The 17,938-nt window shown below is 72.4% G+C and carries 20 protein-coding genes; 9 read left to right on the forward strand and 11 right to left on the reverse strand.

The features are described from left to right. Nucleotides 1-34: 34 nt before the first annotated feature. Nucleotides 35-667 (reverse strand): response regulator, encoded by a 633-nt coding sequence (locus RV986_RS36575; protein WP_475924563.1) that lies wholly within the window; start codon nt 665-667, stop codon nt 35-37. Nucleotides 668-927: 260 nt separating this feature from the next. Here RV986_RS36575 and RV986_RS36580 point away from each other — a divergent pair, with 260 nt between their 5' ends. Continuing rightward, nucleotides 928-1,191 carry an arabinofuranosidase catalytic domain-containing protein gene (locus tag RV986_RS36580; RefSeq protein ID WP_475921461.1) on the forward strand — a complete coding sequence of 88 codons (264 nt, stop codon included), beginning with the start codon at nt 928-930 and terminating at the stop codon, nt 1,189-1,191. A gap of 9 nt (nt 1,192-1,200) precedes the next feature. Here RV986_RS36580 and RV986_RS36585 read toward each other — a convergent pair whose 3' ends face one another. The 3 genes from RV986_RS36585 to RV986_RS36595 are packed head-to-tail and all read right to left on the reverse strand — an operon-like array spanning nt 1,201 to nt 4,199. Further along, nucleotides 1,201-2,550 carry a sensor histidine kinase gene (locus RV986_RS36585; RefSeq protein WP_475921462.1) on the reverse strand — a complete coding sequence of 450 codons (1,350 nt, stop codon included), beginning with the start codon at nt 2,548-2,550 and terminating at the stop codon, nt 1,201-1,203. A gap of 12 nt (nt 2,551-2,562) precedes the next feature. Beyond that, the gene (locus RV986_RS36590) at nt 2,563-3,282 is read right to left on the reverse strand and encodes an ABC transporter permease (RefSeq protein ID WP_475921463.1); all 720 of its coding nucleotides are present in this window, start codon (nt 3,280-3,282) and stop codon (nt 2,563-2,565) included. Next, nucleotides 3,282-4,199 (reverse strand): ABC transporter ATP-binding protein, encoded by a 918-nt coding sequence (locus RV986_RS36595; RefSeq protein WP_475921464.1) that lies wholly within the window; start codon nt 4,197-4,199, stop codon nt 3,282-3,284. Before RV986_RS36595 ends, RV986_RS36590 begins: the two co-directional genes overlap by 1 nt. Before the next feature lie 400 nt (nt 4,200-4,599). Between RV986_RS36595 and RV986_RS36600 the strand changes: the two genes are divergently transcribed. The 3 genes from RV986_RS36600 (at nt 4,600) to RV986_RS36610 (ending at nt 7,590) form a co-directional block, all read left to right on the forward strand. Then, nucleotides 4,600-5,457 (forward strand): MaoC/PaaZ C-terminal domain-containing protein, encoded by an 858-nt coding sequence (locus RV986_RS36600; protein ID WP_475921465.1) that lies wholly within the window; start codon nt 4,600-4,602, stop codon nt 5,455-5,457. Between the two features lie 30 nt (nt 5,458-5,487). Next, entirely contained in the window at nt 5,488-6,564 is a 1,077-nt protein-coding gene (locus RV986_RS36605) for a Zn-dependent alcohol dehydrogenase (RefSeq protein ID WP_475921466.1), read from the forward strand. 87 nt (nt 6,565-6,651) lie between these two features. Then, nucleotides 6,652-7,590 carry a 3-oxoacyl-ACP reductase gene (locus tag RV986_RS36610; protein WP_475921467.1) on the forward strand — a complete coding sequence of 313 codons (939 nt, stop codon included), beginning with the start codon at nt 6,652-6,654 and terminating at the stop codon, nt 7,588-7,590. Between the two features lie 89 nt (nt 7,591-7,679). Here RV986_RS36610 and RV986_RS36615 read toward each other — a convergent pair whose 3' ends face one another. Then, nucleotides 7,680-7,859 (reverse strand): hypothetical protein, encoded by a 180-nt coding sequence (locus RV986_RS36615; RefSeq protein ID WP_475921468.1) that lies wholly within the window; start codon nt 7,857-7,859, stop codon nt 7,680-7,682. 50 nt (nt 7,860-7,909) lie between these two features. Then, the gene (locus RV986_RS36620; protein WP_475921469.1) at nt 7,910-9,202 is read right to left on the reverse strand and encodes a hypothetical protein; all 1,293 of its coding nucleotides are present in this window, start codon (nt 9,200-9,202) and stop codon (nt 7,910-7,912) included. 242 nt (nt 9,203-9,444) lie between these two features. Between RV986_RS36620 and RV986_RS36625 the strand changes: the two genes are divergently transcribed. Genes RV986_RS36625 through RV986_RS36635 form a run of 3 tightly spaced genes read left to right on the forward strand, consistent with a single transcriptional unit; the run spans nt 9,445 to nt 12,260 of the window. After that, the gene (locus RV986_RS36625) at nt 9,445-10,311 is read left to right on the forward strand and encodes a Nif3-like dinuclear metal center hexameric protein (RefSeq protein ID WP_475921470.1); all 867 of its coding nucleotides are present in this window, start codon (nt 9,445-9,447) and stop codon (nt 10,309-10,311) included. Beyond that, nucleotides 10,308-11,051, forward strand: coding sequence for a zinc ribbon domain-containing protein (locus tag RV986_RS36630; protein WP_475924564.1), 744 nt, complete (start codon nt 10,308-10,310; stop codon nt 11,049-11,051). The genes RV986_RS36625 and RV986_RS36630 overlap by 4 nt, the downstream gene beginning before the upstream one ends. Nucleotides 11,052-11,063: 12 nt before the next feature. Then, complete coding sequence (locus RV986_RS36635; protein WP_475921471.1) at nt 11,064-12,260, forward strand: bifunctional RNase H/acid phosphatase; 1,197 nt, start codon at nt 11,064-11,066, stop codon at nt 12,258-12,260. Nucleotides 12,261-12,278: 18 nt separating this feature from the next. On the opposite strand, the gene RV986_RS36640 is transcribed toward RV986_RS36635, so the two are convergent. From RV986_RS36640 to yaaA, 3 genes are all read right to left on the reverse strand, one after another. Continuing rightward, nucleotides 12,279-12,686 (reverse strand): hypothetical protein, encoded by a 408-nt coding sequence (locus RV986_RS36640; protein ID WP_475921472.1) that lies wholly within the window; start codon nt 12,684-12,686, stop codon nt 12,279-12,281. Then, nucleotides 12,655-13,305 carry a bifunctional 4-hydroxy-2-oxoglutarate aldolase/2-dehydro-3-deoxy-phosphogluconate aldolase gene (gene eda / locus RV986_RS36645; RefSeq protein ID WP_475921473.1) on the reverse strand — a complete coding sequence of 217 codons (651 nt, stop codon included), beginning with the start codon at nt 13,303-13,305 and terminating at the stop codon, nt 12,655-12,657. The genes RV986_RS36640 and eda overlap by 32 nt, the downstream gene beginning before the upstream one ends. Nucleotides 13,306-13,436: 131 nt before the next feature. Further along, nucleotides 13,437-14,219: a peroxide stress protein YaaA gene (gene yaaA / locus RV986_RS36650; protein ID WP_475921474.1), complete on the reverse strand. Its 783-nt coding sequence runs from the start codon at nt 14,217-14,219 to the stop codon at nt 13,437-13,439. Nucleotides 14,220-14,329: 110 nt separating this feature from the next. On the opposite strand from yaaA, the gene RV986_RS36655 reads away from it, so the two are divergent. After that, nucleotides 14,330-15,766 carry an RNB domain-containing ribonuclease gene (locus RV986_RS36655; protein WP_475921475.1) on the forward strand — a complete coding sequence of 479 codons (1,437 nt, stop codon included), beginning with the start codon at nt 14,330-14,332 and terminating at the stop codon, nt 15,764-15,766. On the opposite strand, the gene RV986_RS36660 is transcribed toward RV986_RS36655, so the two are convergent. Together RV986_RS36660 and RV986_RS36665 are read right to left on the reverse strand one after the other, a co-directional pair. Continuing rightward, entirely contained in the window at nt 15,717-16,385 is a 669-nt protein-coding gene (locus tag RV986_RS36660; protein ID WP_475921476.1) for a hypothetical protein, read from the reverse strand. The two genes, RV986_RS36655 and RV986_RS36660, sit on opposite strands and share 50 nt — an antisense overlap. Further along, the gene (locus RV986_RS36665) at nt 16,382-17,146 is read right to left on the reverse strand and encodes a MerR family transcriptional regulator (protein ID WP_475921477.1); all 765 of its coding nucleotides are present in this window, start codon (nt 17,144-17,146) and stop codon (nt 16,382-16,384) included. The genes RV986_RS36660 and RV986_RS36665 overlap by 4 nt, the downstream gene beginning before the upstream one ends. 184 nt (nt 17,147-17,330) lie before the next feature. Here RV986_RS36665 and RV986_RS36670 point away from each other — a divergent pair, with 184 nt between their 5' ends. Further along, on the forward strand, nt 17,331-17,900 hold the full coding sequence (locus RV986_RS36670; RefSeq protein WP_475924565.1) for a Uma2 family endonuclease: 570 nt from the start codon (nt 17,331-17,333) through the stop codon (nt 17,898-17,900). Nucleotides 17,901-17,938 lie beyond the last annotated feature (38 nt).

Raw genomic sequence — 17,938 nt, forward strand, 5'->3', positions numbered from 1 at the left:
TGAGCCCCGGGGCGGCGAGGCGGACGGCCGCTGGTCAGAGCCAGCCCTGCCGGCGGGCCTCCCGCATCGCCTCCATACGGTTGCGGGTGCCTGTCTTGCCGATCGCGGAGGAGAGGTAGTTGCGGACGGTCGACTCGGAGAGATGGAGCTTCGCGGCGATGTCGGCGACCGTGGCGCCGTCCACCGAGGCCTTCAGCACGTCGCACTCGCGGGCGGTGAGCGGATTGGGCCCGGCGCTCAGCGCGGCCGCGGCGAGCGCCGGATCGATCACGGTCTCGCCGGTCAGCACCCGCCGGATCGCCTCGGCCAGATCCTCCACGGGGCCGTCCTTGACAAGGAACCCGGCGGCGCCCGCCTCCATGGCGCGCCGCAGATAGCCGGGCCTACCGAAGGTGGTGAGGATCAACACCCGGCAGTCGGGGGCCTGTCGGCGCAGTTCGGCGGCGGCGTCCAGGCCGCTCATCCCGGGCAGTTCGATGTCCAGCAGGGCCACGTCCGGGCGGTGTGTCAGTGCCGCGTCCACGATGGCGTCGCCCGCCGCGACCTGGGCGACGACCTCGATGTCCGCCTCCAGCCCGAGCAGCAGGGCGAGCGCGCCCCGCATCATTCCCTGGTCCTCGGCGAGCAGCACTCTGATGGACTTGGCGGGCCGGTGGTCCTGGGGCATCTCGTTCACGGGGCCAAGCGTAAGGGGGGCAGGGCCCTCGGCCGGTCGCGGTGTGTGCTTCGGCGGCCATCAAAGACTCGCCCTTGTGCGAGTCCGCGAGTCTCGACGGCCTCCGGCTGCGGGCAAACAATCGCCTCGGCCTTCAGCGATCGCCTTTGTCATTTCTGAGCCGGTTTCCTGAGCGGGTTTCCTGAGTCCGGTCCCTGCGTCCGTTCCTGGGGCGGGCCGGGTTTCGTAATCGTTCGACATTTCGACCGGGAATGGGCGCGGTATGTCGATCGAACGATGTCCGGAGAAACGCGGTGCTGGCCGTGCTGTCGGTGCTGGCGGCCGTCATCGCGCTCACCGTGGGCGCGCCGCAGGCCACCGCCGTGGGTTCGCTCCCCTGTGACATCTACGCCGCCGCGGGCACCCCCTGCGTCGCCGCGCACAGCCTCGTCAGAGCGCTCTGGACACCGTCTGCATCGCCGGTGACGGCGGCTCGAACACCTGGGACAGCGCCACGTCCTGGACGGACGACGTGAGCTGGGTCGTCAGTCAGCCCTGGGCGCCGTAACGGTCGCGGAGGGCGTGGACGTCTCGGAGGGCGACAACTCCGCCGACTCCCCCGGGAGTTCGGGCTCCAGGGGGAGTTCGGCGGTGACGGTGAAGCCGCCGCCCGGCCGCGGTCCCGCCTGCAGGGAACCGCCGGCCGCCGCGAGGCGCTCCGTGAGGCCCTTCAGCCCCGTGCCACCGATGCCGCCGAGGGGGCCCGTTCCGTCCACGGCATCCGTGCCGTGGACGGGGTGCCGGACGGAGACGCCGGCGCCGGCGCCGTCGTCGGCGACGGTCAGCCGGACCCGTTCGCGGCTTCCGTCGACGGTGACCTCGCAGCGGGTGGCGCCGCTGTGCCGGACGACGTTGGTGACGGCCTCGCGCAGGACCCAGCCCAGGAGGGCCTCGGTCTGCGGGCCGAGGGGAGGCCCGGACTGCCGTACCACCGGGTCGACCCCCACCGCGGACAGCGCGGAGCGGGCGCCGTCCAGCTCCGTGGCGAGGCTGCCCTCGCGATAGCCGGTGACCGCCTCGCGGATCTCCGTGAGGGCCTGCCGGCCGACCGACTCGATGTCCGTGACCTGGACGAGGGCCGCGTCCAGGTCACGGTGGGCCAGCCGGCGGGCGGCCTCCGACTTCACCACGATGACGGAGAGCGTGTGACCGAGCAGGTCGTGCAGATCGCGGGAGAAGCGCAGCCGCTCCTTCTCGACGGCGCGGCGGGCCAACTCCTCACGGGCGGCGCGCAGTTCCCGTACCGCCTCGGAGAGGGAGAGGATCGCCGCCGTCACCATGGTGGACAGAAAGGTTCCGTACGCGACGTTCACCGCGTCCCAGCCCGCCCGGAAGAAGGAGACCGCCGCCGCGAGCGCGGTCACGCCGAGACTGATCTGGCCGAGCCACGGGCCCCGCAGGACGGCCCCGGTGGCCAGCCCGAGCAGCGGGAAGAAGTACAGCCAGCTGCCGCCGTACCCGAGGGCCAGCCCGCAGGTGATCAAGCCCATCAGGAGGAGCGCCAGCCGGGTGGAGCGGGCCTCGCGCTTCTCCTTCACGAAGGCGTGGAACGTCACGAAGATGTAGAGGGAGTTGAAGGCGAACAGCCCCAGGGCGCCGACCCAGGGCTGCGGAGTCTTGCCCTGGAGGAGGTTGGAGAAGGCGCCCATGCCCATCAGCAGCCACGGCAGCAGCGCGAAGCCGCTGGGCGGCGGGCCGGGATTCTCGGGCATCTTCCCGCCGCTCCTGCGGGCGGCCCGCTGTTCGGCCTTGTAGCGTTCCATGTCGGCCTTCCAGCGCGCCCGCGTCGCCCGCCACGTCTTCACCTGGCAGGTGACCTCTCGTATCCAGGACATACCGGCTCCCGTTCAGGCGGTTCGTGCGGACCTGCGGTACGAGACCACAGCGTACGAACCGAAGGCCAGTAGCCAGGCCGTCAGTACCAGCACCGCGCCGAGCGCCGGGGCGTGGCCGTCCGCGACCGACACCCCCAGTTGCGCGAAACGGTTCGTCGGTGTGTAGGAGGACACGGACTGGAGCCAGCCCGGGAAGAGCGTGAGCGGGAACCACAGGCCGCCGACCACCGAGAGCCCCAGGTTGCACACCATGTTCGCGACCCCGGTCGTCTGCGCGGTGAGCCGGTAGCCGTTGCCGAGGCCGAGCAGGGTGAAGGGGACCGAGCCGAGCCACAGCAACGCCGCGATCGCCGCCCACTGCCAGACGTCCAGCCGTACGCCGTTGACCAGGCCGCCCGCCACCAGCACCGCGGCGATCGCGGGCAGTACGGTCACCGAGCCGGTCAGCGCCCGCCCGAGCACCACCTCGCGCGGTGTCATCGGCGTCACCCGCAGCTGCCGCAGCCAGCCGACCATCTTGTCCTCGGCGACCCCGCCACCGGTGTTCAGGGCCGAGCCCACCGCGCCGTACGCGGCCATGCCGATCATCGAGCCGGTCTTCCAGCCGCCGTCACCGTCGTCGCCGAGGTTGGTGAGCAGGAGGTACATCATCACGGGCATCGCGATGCCGCCGATCACGAAACCGGTGTCGCGCAGCGTCCGGCGCACTTCCAGCCGCAGATAGTCCAGCATCACACCGTCTCCAGAACATGCGAGGTGAGCGCCATGAACGCGTCGTCCAGCGACGCGGGGGCGACCTCCAGGCCGCGGATCGCGCCCAGCCCGGCCAGCGCGACCACCGTCGCGTCCGAGTCGTCGGTGCGCAGCCGGGCCCGGTCCCCGCGCACCTCCACCGACACCACTCCGGGCAGCAGGGTCAGCCCCTCGGTGCCCCGGCCCGCCAGGTCGAAGGAGACCAGATTGCCGCCCACCGACCGCTTGAGCTGCGCTCCGGTGCCGTCGGCGACGATCCGCCCATGGTCGATGACGAGGATCCGGTCGGCGTGCGCGTCGGCCTCCTCCAGGTAGTGGGTGGAGAACAGCACGGTGTGGCCGCGGCGCGCGTAGGCCCGCATCGAGTCCCAGAACGCGCGGCGCGCCTCCACGTCCAGCGCGGCGGTCGGCTCGTCGAGCACGATCAGATCGGGGTTCCCGGCCAGCGCCACCGCGAACCGCACCCTCCCCCACTCTCGGCTTCGCTCGAGCGGGGGGACCCCCACGGCCTGCCCGCCGGAGAGCCGGTCGACGCGGCGCCCGGCCAGATCCGCGATCCCCGCGAACTCCAGCGCGTCGGCCACCGGCAGCGGCGCGGGGTAGCGGCCCGCGACGAAGGAGACCAGCTCGCGGACGGTCACGCGCGGCACCGGCCGGGCCTCCTGCAGCATGGCGCCGACCCGCCCGGCCCGCACCGCCGCCTCCGGGAGCCCGCCGAAGAGCGCGACCGAGCCCTCGTCCGGCTCGTTCAGACCGAGCAGCAGGGAGACCGTGGTCGACTTCCCCGCGCCGTTGCGGCCCAGCAGCGCGACCGTCTCGCCGCGCCCGATCTCCAGGTCCACACCGTCCACGGCACGCACGGCGCCGAACGTCTTGACCGCCGCCGTGAAGGACACGGCAGGTTCCGTGCCCGTTGCTCCCGCCATCCGCCTTGTCCCCGTCGTCCGCGTCGTTCCCGTCGTCCCCGTCGTCCCCGTCGTCCTGGTCGGTCGCGTCGGTCGCGTTGTCCCCGTCGTCCGTGTCATGCCTACGACGCTACGAGCCGCGGGCCGCGCCCGGCAGATTCACTTGTGGGCGGTCGGCCGGGACAAATGTCATGGCGGACGCCCGGAGCATCACGGATCTGACGTGGCGTCAGTAGTCTTCACAACTAATGGGTGCTGGGCTATACAGGGGGTCGCCGTACTGGAACGCGTTCTAGAACAGGCGGGTTCCACGGCCCAGTGTCGACCTCGGTGCGGCCGACGGTGCGGACGGCCGCACCGAGGTCTTTCGCGCGACTGATTCAGGAGCCCCATGCCCATCGACGCCGCCAAGGCCCTCGCCGCCGAACCCCGCAGCGGTGCCCTCACCTGGGACCGCAAGGACGTCCAGCTCTACCACCTCGGCCTCGGAGCGGGCGTCCCGGCGACGGATCCCGACGAACTGCGCTACACCCTGGAATCCAAGCTGCACGTCCTGCCGAGCTTCGCGACCGTCGCGGGCGCCGGCTCACCCGGAGTGATCAGCGGCCTGTCCATGCCCGGAGTCGATGTCGACCTCGCCCGCGTCCTGCACGGCGGCCAGACCGTCGAACTGCACCGCCCGATCCCGGTCGAGGGCAGCGCGGTGGCCACCGGGCGGATCGCCGCCGTCTACGACAAGGGCAAGGCGGCCGTCCTCGTCATGCGCACCGAAGTCGCCGACGCCGAGGGCCCGTTGTGGACGAACGACGCCCAGATCTTCGTACGGGGAGAGGGTGGCTGGGGCGGCGACCGAGGCCCCTCGACCCGGCTCGAAGCGCCGACCGGCCCGCCCGACCGGACCGTCGAGCGCCCGATCCGCGAGGACCAGGCCCTGCTCTACCGGCTGTCCGGCGACTGGAACCCGCTGCATGCCGACCCCGAGTTCGCCAAGCTGGCGGGGTTCGACCGGCCGATCCTGCACGGGCTGTGCACCTACGGGATGACGCTCAAGGCGGTCGTCGACACGCTGCTCGGCGGGGACGTGGGGCGCGTCCGCTCGTACACCACACGCTTCACCGGGGTCGTGTACCCGGGGGAGACCCTGCGCATCCGTATGTGGCGGCAGGAGGGGACCGTGCGGGTGGCGGTGAGCGCCGTCGAGCGCGACGACGCGCCCGTCCTCGCCGACACCGTCGTCACCCACTCCTGAACCCAGAACACAGTCGAGGGGAGCCGCACCATGCGCGCAGCCGTACAGCACGAGATAGGCCAGGACAAGCTCGAAGTCCTCGACGACGTCGAGGCGGTGGGCTTCGGACCGGGCAGGGTGCGGATCCGGGTGCGGGCCACCGGCCTGTGCCACTCGGACCTGTCCGCGATGAGCGGCGTACTGCCGCAGCCCGCGCCGTTCGTACCCGGTCACGAGGGCGCCGGGGAGATCGTCGAGGTCGGCGAGGGCGTCACCCACCTCAAGCCCGGCGACCGGGTCGTCGTCTGCTGGCTGCCGGCCTGCGGGGTCTGTCCCGCCTGCAAGCGCGGCCAGACCCAGCTGTGCCTGGCCGGGTTCATGAACGCGGGCACGCCCAACTTCCGGCGCCCCGGCGGTGACGTCTTCGGCATGGCCGGCACCGGCACCTTCGCCGAGGAGATCGTGGTCGACGCGCGCTCCGCCGTGCCCATCCCCGACGACGTGCCCTTCGACATCGCGGCCCTCATCGGCTGCGGGGTGACGACCGGGCTGGGCGCCGCGCTCAACACCGCCGACATGGAAGCCGGTTCCTCGGTAGCCGTCATCGGCTGCGGCGGCGTCGGCATCTCCGCGATCCAGGGCGCGCGGCTGCGGGGCGCCGCCGAGATCGTCGCCGTCGACCCGGTCGCCTCGCGCCGGGAGGCCGCGCTGCGGTTCGGCGCGACGAAGGCGGTCGCGCCGGACGAACTCCCGGGCGTGAAGCAGTCGGTGACCGTCGGCGAGGGCTTCGACTACGTCTTCGAGGTCGTCGGCCGCTCCACCACCGCCCGCACCGCCTACGAGAACACCCGCCGCGGCGGCACCCTCGTCATCGTCGGCGCGGGCGCCCTGGACGACTTCCTGCAGCTCAACATGTTCGAGCTGTTCTTCGACGAGAAGCGGATCCTGCCGTCCATGTACGGCGGCGGAGACGTCCTGCGGTCGTACGAGCGGACGATCGCCCTGTGGCGCGCGGGCCGTATCGACCTGGAGAGCCTGATCACCCACCGGGTGCCGCTGTCCGGGATCAACGAGGCGCTGGACCAGATGCGGACGGGCGCCGCGCTGCGTACCTGCATCGAGATCTGACGTCTGGTCATATCTGACGTTCCATCACATCTGACGTACGGACACATGTGGGCCACCCGACCGTCACGACCATTGCGGAGGACCTTGATGTCACTGCCACTTGAAGGGCTGACCGCGATCGTCACCGGCGCGGGGCGCGGGCTCGGCCGGGCCGAGGCGCTGGAACTGGCCCGCCTGGGTGCCGCCGTCGTCGTCAACGACTACGGGCAGCCCGGCCGGGACGGCTCCGGCGCGGCCTCGGCCACACCCGCCGAGGAGGTCGCGGCGGAGATCCGCGCCGCGGGCGGCCGCGCCCTCGCCCACACCGGGGACGTCGCCGACCGCGAACAGGCCCGCGCGCTGGTCGACCTGGCGATCACGGAGTTCGGGAAGCTGGACATCCTGGTCAACAACGCGGGCATCCTGCGCGACCGGATGGTCTTCTCGATGTCCGAGGACGAGTGGGACTCGGTCGTCCGGGTGCATCTGAAGGGGCACTTCAACACGACCCACTTCGCGTCCGTGCACTGGCGGGCGCGGTCCAAGGCGGCGGACGAGCCGGTGTACGGGCGGATCGTGAACACCTCCTCGGAGGCGTTCCTCGCGGGCTCGGCGGGACAGCCCAACTACGCCGCCGCGAAAGGCGGGATCGTCGGGCTCACCACCTCCACCGCGCTGGCGCTCACGAAGTACGGCGTGACGGTGAACGTCATCTGCCCGCGTGCCCGCACCCGTATGACCGAGGACGTGTTCCACGGGTTCGAGGTGCCCGAGCAGGGGCTCGACCCGCTGGCCCCGGAGCATGTCGCCCCCCTCGTCGGCTACTTGGCCTCGCCCGCCGCCGCACACGTCAACGGGCAGCTGCTCGTCGTGCACGGCGGCATGGTCGCGGTCGTCGAACGGCCGCGGGTGGCCGCCAAGTTCGACACCAAGCAGGACGTCTTCACCTATGACGAACTCGACGCGCTGCTCGGCCCGTACTACGCGCAGCGGCCGCGGGGGGAGACGTTCGCGGCAGCGGAGGTACTGGGGCTCAAGCACGCCTAGGGCCAAGCGCTCGGCCCCGCTCGCGGCTGGCGCGAGCGGGGCCGAGTCGTTGGTCGGACATGCGGTGGGACGTTCGGTCGGACGTGCTGTCAGGCCGATGTGTTCTGCTGGTCGGACGGTTTGCGGTGGCGGCCGTGCGGGGCCGCTCCGTCGTCCTGGCCGGAGTTCGGACCGACCGGGCCACGGTGCTTGCCGTGGCCTTCGGATGCGGCCTGGGCCGCCTGCCGGCCGTCCGTGACCGGCGGTTCCATGGTGCTGGTTTCGCTCATGTGGAAGTGTTCACCCCGTCAACAAGATCCTTCTTTGTAGCCGGGGGATTCTAACCGGTCGCTCCCGCGGGGACGATGGCGGGTGACCTGTCGGCCGCGCCCCCTGACCCTCCTTCGGCCGCAGCGGCTTCGTCCTCGGAGTCCTCGGAGTCCTCGGAGTCCTCGAAGTCCTCGAACGCCGGACGGGCCGCAAGCGGCCGCCGCCTCGAAGGCGACTGCCCGCCCAGAGGTGACTGCCCGCTCAGCGGTGCCTGTTGGAGCGGGACCGGGCGGGCCGCGGCGCGTTCCGGTGGACGTGGCGCCTCCGTGGTCACCGGAGCCGCGGGTGCCGTCAGCCGTGTCACCCCGCACGGCACCTCCTCCGTCGCGTACGGCAGATGCAGCACGCCCTCGCCGGTCCACAGGCCGGTGCCCGCCAACCACCCCTCGGGCGCCGCGAGATGGTGCACCTGGCGCTCGACGGGCCGCCACACCCCCACCCAGCTGCCGGCCGGGCCGTCGATGCGCAGGGCCACCGCACAGCGCTCCGGTGCCAGCATCTGACCGGGCTGGATCGCGAACGGCGTCACCGCGCAGTCGGTGGCGCGCAGGCAGTCCGGGAAGCGGACCGGCAGGGTGCTGCCGAGGACGCCCCAGCCGAGGCGGTCGTGGCCCGGGGACGGCGCGTCCGAGCGGATCAGCAGCAGCCCGCTGTCGACGTCCGCGAGCAGCAGCCGGTCGTTGCTGTCCTCGGCGATCTGCAGCAGGGGCGAGACCTCTCCGCCGCGCTCCAGGTCGACGACCACCGTCTTGGTCCGGCCGTCCTGGAAACGGTCCAGGGCCAGCAGCCGCCCCGTACCGTCCAGCCAGACGCCGCCCGAACAACGGCCGGGCAGCTCGGCCAGGTGTTCGGGGCCGAAGGCGCCGCCCGCCACCAGCCACACCGCCGTGGACTCCCCTCCGACGGTGAGGGCGTACGCGTGCTCCCCGTCCGGCGCGGGCGGCAGCAGCCACAGCCGGGTGCCCTCGTCCGGGCACTCCACCGCGCCGAGGAGCAGCTCCCCGGTGCCGGGCCCGGTCGGGTACAGCAGCGAGAACGCGTGCCGGCCGTCCACCACGCGGTGGATCAGCACCCGCCCGTCGGTCATCGGCAGCACCTCGGTGCCGGGTTCCTCCGGCTGGTGCGCCGGCAGCGGTACGGCGTACGGCTCGGGGCCGTCCAGCGTCCAGCGCTCCGGGAACCAGCACGCGCCGTCGAGGGCGAGGCGCGCCGCGTAGGTTCCGTCCGCGGCGATCACACATGCGGGGTGAGTGGCCCGCTCGTTCCCGGGTTCCGCCGTGGGCTCGGTGGCACAGACCGTCATAGTTCGGTCACCTCCGGCGACGAAGCTAGTTTTCGCACGCACAGACGGGGCACCGCCGGGCTGCCGCTTCACACATAAGGGTGGCCGTGCCGCGATTCGCCTGTGGGAACGGGGACGCGTGTGCTGGGCGGGGAGGGGAGACGGGGATGGGGCCCGCGGGGACGACCGGGGTACGGCCCCTGAGCCCCCGTGACCAGCCCGCGACCGGTGGGACACCGACGTAAGACAGGTAGCCTTTCCCCGTGCCCCGTCTGTCTGAAGTCATCGCCGCGCTCGACGCTCTCTGGCCCCCCGAGCGGGCCGAGGGATGGGACGCGGTCGGCACCGTCTGCGGCGACCCCGAGCAGGAGGTCACCCGTGTCCTGTTCGCCGTCGACCCCGTCCGGGACATCGTCGACGAGGCGCTGAAGCTGGGCGCGAACCTGCTGGTCACCCACCATCCGCTCTATCTGCGCGGGACGACGACGGTCGCGGCCGACACCTTCAAGGGCCGGGTCGTGCACACCCTCATCAAGAACGACATCGCGCTGCACGTCGCCCACACGAACGCCGACCGGGCCGACCCCGGGGTCAGCGACGCCCTGGCCGGGGCGCTCGACCTGCGCGTCGTACGGCCGCTCGTGCCGGACCCCACCGACCCCGACGGCCGCCGTGGCCTCGGCCGGGTCTGTGAGCTGGACCACCCGCTGACCGTCCGGGAACTCGCCGCGCGCGCCGCCGAGCGACTGCCCGCCACCGCGCAGGGCATCCGCGTCGCCGGTGATCCCGAGGCGGTCGTACGGACCGTCGCGGTCAGCGGCGGCTCCGGCGACAGCCTCTTCGACGACGTGCGCGCCGCGGGCGTCGACGCCTTCCTCACCGCGGACCTGCGCCACCACCCGGCCTCGGAGTTCATGGCGGATCGCGCCCACAGTCCTCTCGCGCTGCTCGACGCGGCGCACTGGGCCACCGAGTGGCCCTGGTGCGAGCTGGCCGCCGCCCAGCTCGACGAGATCTCCGACCGGAACGGATGGGGCCTCAGGGTCCACGTCTCCCAGACGGTCACCGACCCCTGGACCGCCCACGCGGCGTCCACCGAAACCTCTAACGCAATGGGAGCCCCCAACTGAACGCCGCGCCTGCCGACCAGATCCGACTTCTCGACGTCCAGGCCCTCGACGCACGCCTGCAGCAGCTCGCGCACAAGCGGAGGTCGCTTCCCGAGCACGCCGAGATCGAGTCGCTGAACAAGGACCTCACCCAGCTGCGCGACCTGCTCGTCGCCGCGCAGACCGAGGAGAGCGACTGCGCCCGCGAGCAGACCAAGGCCGAGCAGGACGTGGACCAGGTGCGCCAGCGTGCCTCCCGCGACCAGCAGCGCCTGGACTCGGGCGCGGTCACCTCCCCCAAGGACCTGGAGAACCTCCAGCGCGAGATCGCCTCCCTCGCCAAGCGGCAGGGCGACCTGGAGGACATCGTCCTGGAGGTCATGGAGCGCCGCGAGTCCGCGCAGGAGCGGGTCGCCGAGCTCACCGAGCGGACCTCCTCCGTGCAGTCGAAGATCGACGACGCGACCGCCCGCCGGGACGCGGCCTTCGAGTCCCTCGACGGCGAGGCGGCCACGGCGACCAAGGAGCGCGAGGTCATCGCGGCCTCCGTCCCCGCCGACCTGCTGAAGCTCTACGACAAGCTGCGCCAGCAGCAGGGCGGTGTCGGCGCCGCACGCCTCTACCAGCGCCGTTGCGAGGGCTGCCGCCTGGAGCTCAACATCACCGAGGTCAACGACGTGAAGGCGGCCTCCCCGGACACCGTGCTGCGCTGCGAGAACTGCCGCCGCATCCTGGTGCGTACGTCCGAGTCCGGCCTGTAAGGGGCCTGGGGAGTGCGGGAGTTCATCGTCGAGGCCGACGGGGGTTCCCGGGGCAACCCGGGGCCCGCGGGGTACGGCGCCGTGGTCGTCGACGCGGCCACGGGGGAGACCCTGGCGGAGCGTGCCGAGTACATCGGCATCGCCACCAACAATGTCGCCGAGTACCGGGGCCTGGTCGCGGGCCTTCGCGCGGCCCACGAACTGGACCCGGCGGCCTCGGTCCGGGTCCGTATGGACTCCAAGCTCGTCGTCGAGCAGATGTCGGGCCGCTGGAAGATCAAGCACCCCGACATGAAGCCCCTGGCCGCGGAGGCGTCCCGGGTCCTGCCGCCTGCCCAGGTCACCTACGAGTGGATGCCGCGCGAGCGCAACAAGCACGCGGACCGCCTCGCCAACGAGGCGATGGACGCGGGCAGGCGGGGCGAGCAGTGGTCCCCGTCGGCATCGACGGCGGAACTGCTGACGCCGGGTTCCGCAGCGCCCGGTAAGGGGCGCGGGGCCGTGAAGGCCGAGGACGACGCGCGGGCCGCGCACAACGTGGCCACGCCGGCACCGTCGACCGGCTGGGGCGCGGCCCCCGACATGGGCGCCCCCACCACCTTCGTACTCCTGCGCCACGGCGAGACCCCCCTCACCCCACAGAAGCGCTTCTCCGGCAGCGGCGGCACCGACCCGTCGCTCTCGGACGTGGGCCGGGAACAGGCCGAGCGCGCCGCCACCGCGCTGGCCGCTCGCGGCACCGTCCAGGCGATCGTGGCGTCGCCACTCACCCGCACCCGCCAGACCGCCGCCGCCGTCGCCGCCCGCCTGGGACTGGACGTCGCCATCGAAGACGGCCTGCGCGAGACGGACTTCGGCGCCTGGGAGGGCCTCACCTTCGCCGAGGTGCAGGAACGCCACCCCGACGACCTGAAGACCTGGCTCGCCTCCCCGAAGGCCGAACCGACCGGCGGCGGCGAGAGCTTCGCGGCGACCGCCCGCCGTATCGCCACCACCCGCGACCGGCTCATCGCCTCCTACGCGGGCCGTACCGTCCTCCTCGTCACCCACGTCACCCCGATCAAGACCCTCGTACGGCTCGCGATCGGTGCCCCGCCGGAGTCCCTGTACCGCATGGAACTCTCCGCGGCCGCCCTCTCGGCGGTGGCGTACTACGCGGACGGCAACGCCAGCCTGCGTCTCTTCAACGACACCTCGCACCTGCGCTGAGCGCCCCGGGCCCGGAGATCACCCGCGCCGAGCGGCACGGGCCCGGAGGATCTCCGCGGTCTCCCGGTCCGTCGGCAGGAACGCCTCCAGGTGCAGTTCGGCCGGCGTGGCGTCCACCGCCGTCGCGAACGACGTCAGGGTGGTGAGCAGTCTCAACTCGCCCTCCGCGCACCGCAGTCGCAGCGGTACGGCGAAGCCGAGGTGGTCGGTGCCGGGCTCGCTCGCCGGTACGTGCTCCGCCAATTCCTCGGCCAATTCCTCGGCCAATTCCTCGGCCAACTCCTCGGCCAGGGAGTCGAGTCGGGGATCGGGGCTGCGCACGGCGCGGGCCCGCAGGTTCTCCACGATGTGCTGCCCCCACGCGTCCGGTTCACCACCGGCACCCGCCCGGTCGTCAGCCGCGTGGCCCGAGCGCGGCCGCCGCACGCGCCAGGCTCTCCACGTGCCCCCAGTCCCGCGCCGCGATCGCCTCCTCGGGAAGCATCCATGTCCCGCCCACGCACCCGACGTTGGGGAGTGCGAGGTAGTCCGGCGCGTAGGTGGGGCCGATGCCGCCCGTCGGGCAGAACCGCGCCTGCGGCAACGGTCCGGCCAGCGACTTGAGGAACGCCGTCCCGCCCGCGGCCTGCGCCGGGAAGAACTTCATCTCCCGCACCCCGCGCTCCAGCAGCGCCACCACCTCCGAGGCCGTGGACACCCCCGGCAGGAACGGCACCCCGGAGGCCTTCATGGCATCGAGCAGGACGTCCGTCCAGCCCGGGCTGACCAGGAAGCGGGCACCCGCGGTCACGCACTCCGTCACCTGCGCGGGCGAGATGACGGTGCCCGCGCCGACCACCGCGCCCGGCACCCCGTCCGCGATCGCCCGGATGGCGTCGAGCGCGACCGGCGTCCGCAGGGTCACCTCTATCGCGGGCAGGCCGCCCGCGACCAGTGCCGTTGCCAGGGGTACGGCGTCCTCGACCCGGTGCACCACGACGACGGGGAGCACCGGGGCGAGATCCAGTACGGAGACGGCGGGAACCGAGGGCAGCGGTGAGGTCATGGGCCTCATCGTGCCCTCGTCAAGCACCATGCGCAAAGGGCGTTGCACATGCTGCAACGGCACTTCCGGTGCGCCTCCAGCGCGCCCGCAGCGCGCTTCTGGCGCACCTCTGGCGCACCTCTGGCGCACCTCTAGTGCACCTCGTTCACCAGCACATCCAGCGCCCAGGCCGTCCCCGCCCGCGCGGGCGCCTGCGCCTCCACCTCGTACCCGAGGTCCCGCAACATCTCCACCAGCTCCGCCGGATCCGCGGGCGCCGCGCCCGTCGCCAGCAGACTCCGTACGATCCGCCCCTTCGTCGCCTTGTTGAAGTGGCTGACCACCTTCCGGGTGGGCGCGTGCAGCACCCGTACCGTCGCCGTCCGCCCGGCCACCTCGCCCTTCGGCTTCCACGCGCCCGTGTACGCCGAGGACCGCAGGTCGAGCACCAGCCCGTCGCCGGCCGCCTCGGGCAGCGCCGTGGCCATCGGCGTACGCCAGTGGGTGCCCAGCGCCCCGAGTCCCGGCAGCTTCACCCCCATCGAGCAGCGGTACGACGGGATCCGGTCCGTCACCCGGACCGCCCCCCACAGCCCCGAGAACACCAGCAGCGAGCGGCCCGCGCGCCGCTTGGCGGCCGTGTCCAGCGAGGCCAGGTCCAGGGCGTCGTACAGGACCCCCGTGTAGATCTCCCCGGCCGGGCGCGCCCCCGCGGTGCGCAGCCCCGTGTTCTTGGCGACCTCGCCGCGCAGCCCCTCGCTCAGCCCGAGCACCTCACGGGCCTTCTCCTCGTCGCCGGCGCACAGCTCCACCAGCTCGTCGAGGACGGCCTGACGCGCCTCGGTGAGTCCGGGCAGGGACAGCGACTCCAGCTTCAGCGCGGTTCCCCGGCCGGAGGGTGCCTTGCCCTCGGAGGGCGGCAGCAGCACGAGCACGGTGGTGTTCTCCTAACGGTGGGTATGGCCCGGCGCCAGCCTAAAGGGTGCTCCCGGCCCCGGAAGGCGCTCGGGGTGCCGCCCGCCTGCGCGCGACCTACGCTCGACCCATGCCGTGCCGCCACATCCGTGCCACCGGTGCACCGCAGGCTCCTCTGCAGGCCGCCCTGTGCGCCCTGCGCACCGAGCTCGGTGTGCCCGAGAGCTTCCCGCCCGGCGTACTGGAGGAGACCGCCCGGCCGCCCCGCCTGCCCTCCTACGACGCCACGGACATCCCCTTCTTCACCATCGACCCGCCGACGTCCACCGACCTCGACCAGGCGATGCACCTGTCCCGCCGCGAGAACGGCGGCGGCTACCGCGTCCGGTACGCGATCGCCGACATCGCCGCCTTCGTCGCGCCCGGGGGTGCCCTGGACGCCGAGGCGCACCGCCGCGTGACGACCCTCTACTTCCCGGACGAGAAGGTCCCCCTCCACCCGATCCTGCTCTCCGAGGGCACCGCCAGCCTCCTCCCCGACCAGACCTGCCCGGCCGTGCTCTGGACGATCGACCTGGACACCGACGGCCGCACGGAGAGGGCCGACGTACGCCGGGCCCTCGTCCGCAGCCGCGCCAAACTCGACTACGAGCACGCACAGAAGTGGATCGACAACGGGACGGCGGAGGAGCCGCTCGCCCTCCTCAAGGACATCGGGAGGCTGCGCGAGCGCCTGGAGGTGGAGCGCGGCGGGATCTCCCTCAACGTCCCCGAGCAGGAGATCGTCGAGAAGGACGGGACGTACGAACTCGTCTACCGCGCCCCGCTCCCCGCCGACGCCTGGAACGCGCAGATCTCGCTGCTCACCGGGATGGCGGCGGCCGACCTGATGCTCGCGCACGGCACGGGCGTCCTGCGCACCCTGCCCGCCGCCCCCGACGGCGCGGTCGGCCGCCTGCGCCGTACGGCCAGGGCCCTGCGCATCGACTGGCCGCACCACGTCTCGTACGCGCAGCTCATCCGCTCCCTCGACCCGCACCGGCCGCACCACGCGGCCTTCCTCCAGGAGTGCACGACACTGCTGCGCGGCGCGGGCTACACGGTCTTCCGCGACGGACTGCTCCCCGAGGTCACCTCGCACGCCGCCGTCGCCGCGCCCTACGCCCACTGCACGGCCCCCCTGCGCCGCCTCGTCGACCGCTACGCCTCGGAACTCTGCCTGGCCGCCGCCGCGAACGAACCGTCCCCCGACTGGGTCCTCGCCGCCCTCGACACCCTCCCCAAGGAGATGGCCGAGGGCTCCCGGCGCGCGGGCACCGTGGAACGCGAGTGCGTCGACATCGTCGAGGCCGCGCTCCTCAAGGACCGGGTCGGGGACATCTTCGACGGCTGCGTGGTGGACGTGGAGGAGCGTCAACCCACCGTGGGTACCGTCCAGTTGGAGTCTCCGGCGGTGGTGGCCCGCCTCGCGGGCGGCACGGCCAGGCTGCCGCTGGGGGAGCGGCTGCGGGTACGGCTCACGCAGGCCGACCCGGGAGCGGCGAAGGTACGGTTCGCGCCCGCGTGAGGCTCCGGACCAGTTCGTCGGGGTCGTCCGCGTGGAGACGTACGAGATGTACGGCCTGTTCCCGGCCCAGGAAGGTGAAGTGCCGCACCGGGAAGGCCAGTTCGAGAGTCACCTCGGTCTGCGCGCCCACGGGGAGGTTCAGTTCGCCCTCCGCCGACTCGTGGGTGGCGCGCAGTTCGCGGCGTACGGAGGTGACGTTCTCCAGCGGTATCCGCAGGTCGACATGGGCGCCGTTGCGCACCCGCAGAGCGGTGGAGTCCAGCACGTGCGGCCGGGTCACGCAGGCCGCGTACAGGCCGATCAGGAAGACCACCGTGTAGACATCGAGGACGAGGACGACCCGATGCGTGAGGGGCCAGTCACGCAGCAGCACGGACATGCCGACGGTCTCCACGACACAGACGAACGCGAACCCGAACAACATCGCGGCCTGCCCGCGCGCATACCCGAACCCGCGCCCCTCACCGACCCCGTCGGGCCGCCGGGCCACCCACCGCCCGAGGCTCGCGATCAGCCGCATCTCGTGCGCGAGGAGCCGCCGCAGCGGTCGTAGCGGTCGTAGTAGTGGTAGCGGTCGCAGGGGTCGTAGTAGTCGTAGAAGTCCGTACGGGGTCCTCATGGCGCGCTCCTGTCCGTACGCTGTCGCTCCGCGATCATCCGCATCGTGCGGCGGATCGCCTCCGCCTGGGCCGGCGGGAAGTCGGCGAAGAAGGCGCGCAGGAAGCTGTTGTCGTCGTCCACCGTGCCCCCGGGCAACAGGGCGTCCGGCAGGCAGTCGGCGAGCGCCCGGGCGGCCTCGTCCACGCGCGGGTCGCCGGGATCCGCGTCCGCGATGTCGTCGAGCAGCGCGTAGGCTTGGTGCGCCCGCGCCGCCGCGCCCGGTGCCTCGAAGGCGTCGCGCAGCACCGCCAGCATCCGTTCCCGCTCCTCCGGGGGCGCCGTCATCTCGATGAGGGCCAGCATCTCACGGTCCTTCGCGGCCATGGCGGACTCGGCGCTGTGGGCCATCTCGCCGAACAGCGCGGCCAGTTCGGGCGAGACGGGCCCTTCGGCGGACACCCCCTGGCGCATCAGCGCGCGCAGCCGCTCCCGCCGCTCCCGGATCGCCTCCTCCTGCCGCGCCAGGTCCTCGTCCAGCTCCGCGAGCACCTCGGCGAGCTCACGGCCGGCGTCGTCCGCGAGCACGTCCCGCACCTCGGCGAGCCCGAGTCCCAGCTCGGTCAGCCGCCGGATCCGGGCGAGGACGACGGCGTGCCGCAGCCCGTAGTCGCGGTAGCCGTTGGAGCGCCGCTCGGGCTCGGGCAGCAGCCCGAGGTGGTGGTAGTGCCGCACGGTCCGCGTCGTGACACCGACGGCCGTGGCGAGTTCTCCGATCCGCATGACCCCAGTAGAAACGTTGACGCTGCGACAGGGTCAAGCGACGGCGCGCGCCGGGCGGGCGAAGCCTGACGGCGTCCGTGGCCTTGTGCCACGATCGAGGGAAGGGTTCCCGATCTCATGGACAGGTGATCACTCGATGTCCCAGTCTGGCGAGCGACCGAAGGAGGGGCGTGACATGACTGCCATGGCACATGAGCCGCTCACGCAGGCGGAGGTCCTGCTGGAGGGCTTTCTGGCCCTGGACACCCCGGAGGGTTTCCGGGCGGAACTGATCGACGGGGAGATTGTCGTGACGCCGCCGCCGGACGGGGACCACGAGGACTACATCAGCCTGATCGTGATCCAGGTGATCAGGCGGTCCAAGACCGACATGCAGTTCTCCGGGAACAAGGGCCTGAAACTGAAGAGCGGCGGCGCCTGCCCGAAGAACCACGCGATCCCGGACGGCACCTTCGCGCCCCAGGAGATGCGTCTCTACCGGGGCGCCGAACCCTGGATGCCCTGCGAGGGTGTCGCCATGGTCCTTGAGGTCACGTCCACGAAGCCGGGGGCCGACCGCGAGGCCAAACGCCGCTGCTATGCCCGCGGCGGCATCCCGCTCTACCTGCTCGTCGACCGGGACGACTCCTCGGTGACGCTGTTCAGCGACCCGCAACGGGACGACTACCGGCAACACTGCACGCTCCCCTTCGGCAAGCCGCTCGCCCTCCCGGAACCGTTCGCCTTCGAGCTGGACACGACGGACTTCCTCTGAGCCCCTCGCTCACCCTCTTCTCCCTGATGGGAGTCCTC

The sequence above is a fragment of the Streptomyces sp. RLA012 genome (assembly GCF_056270325.1).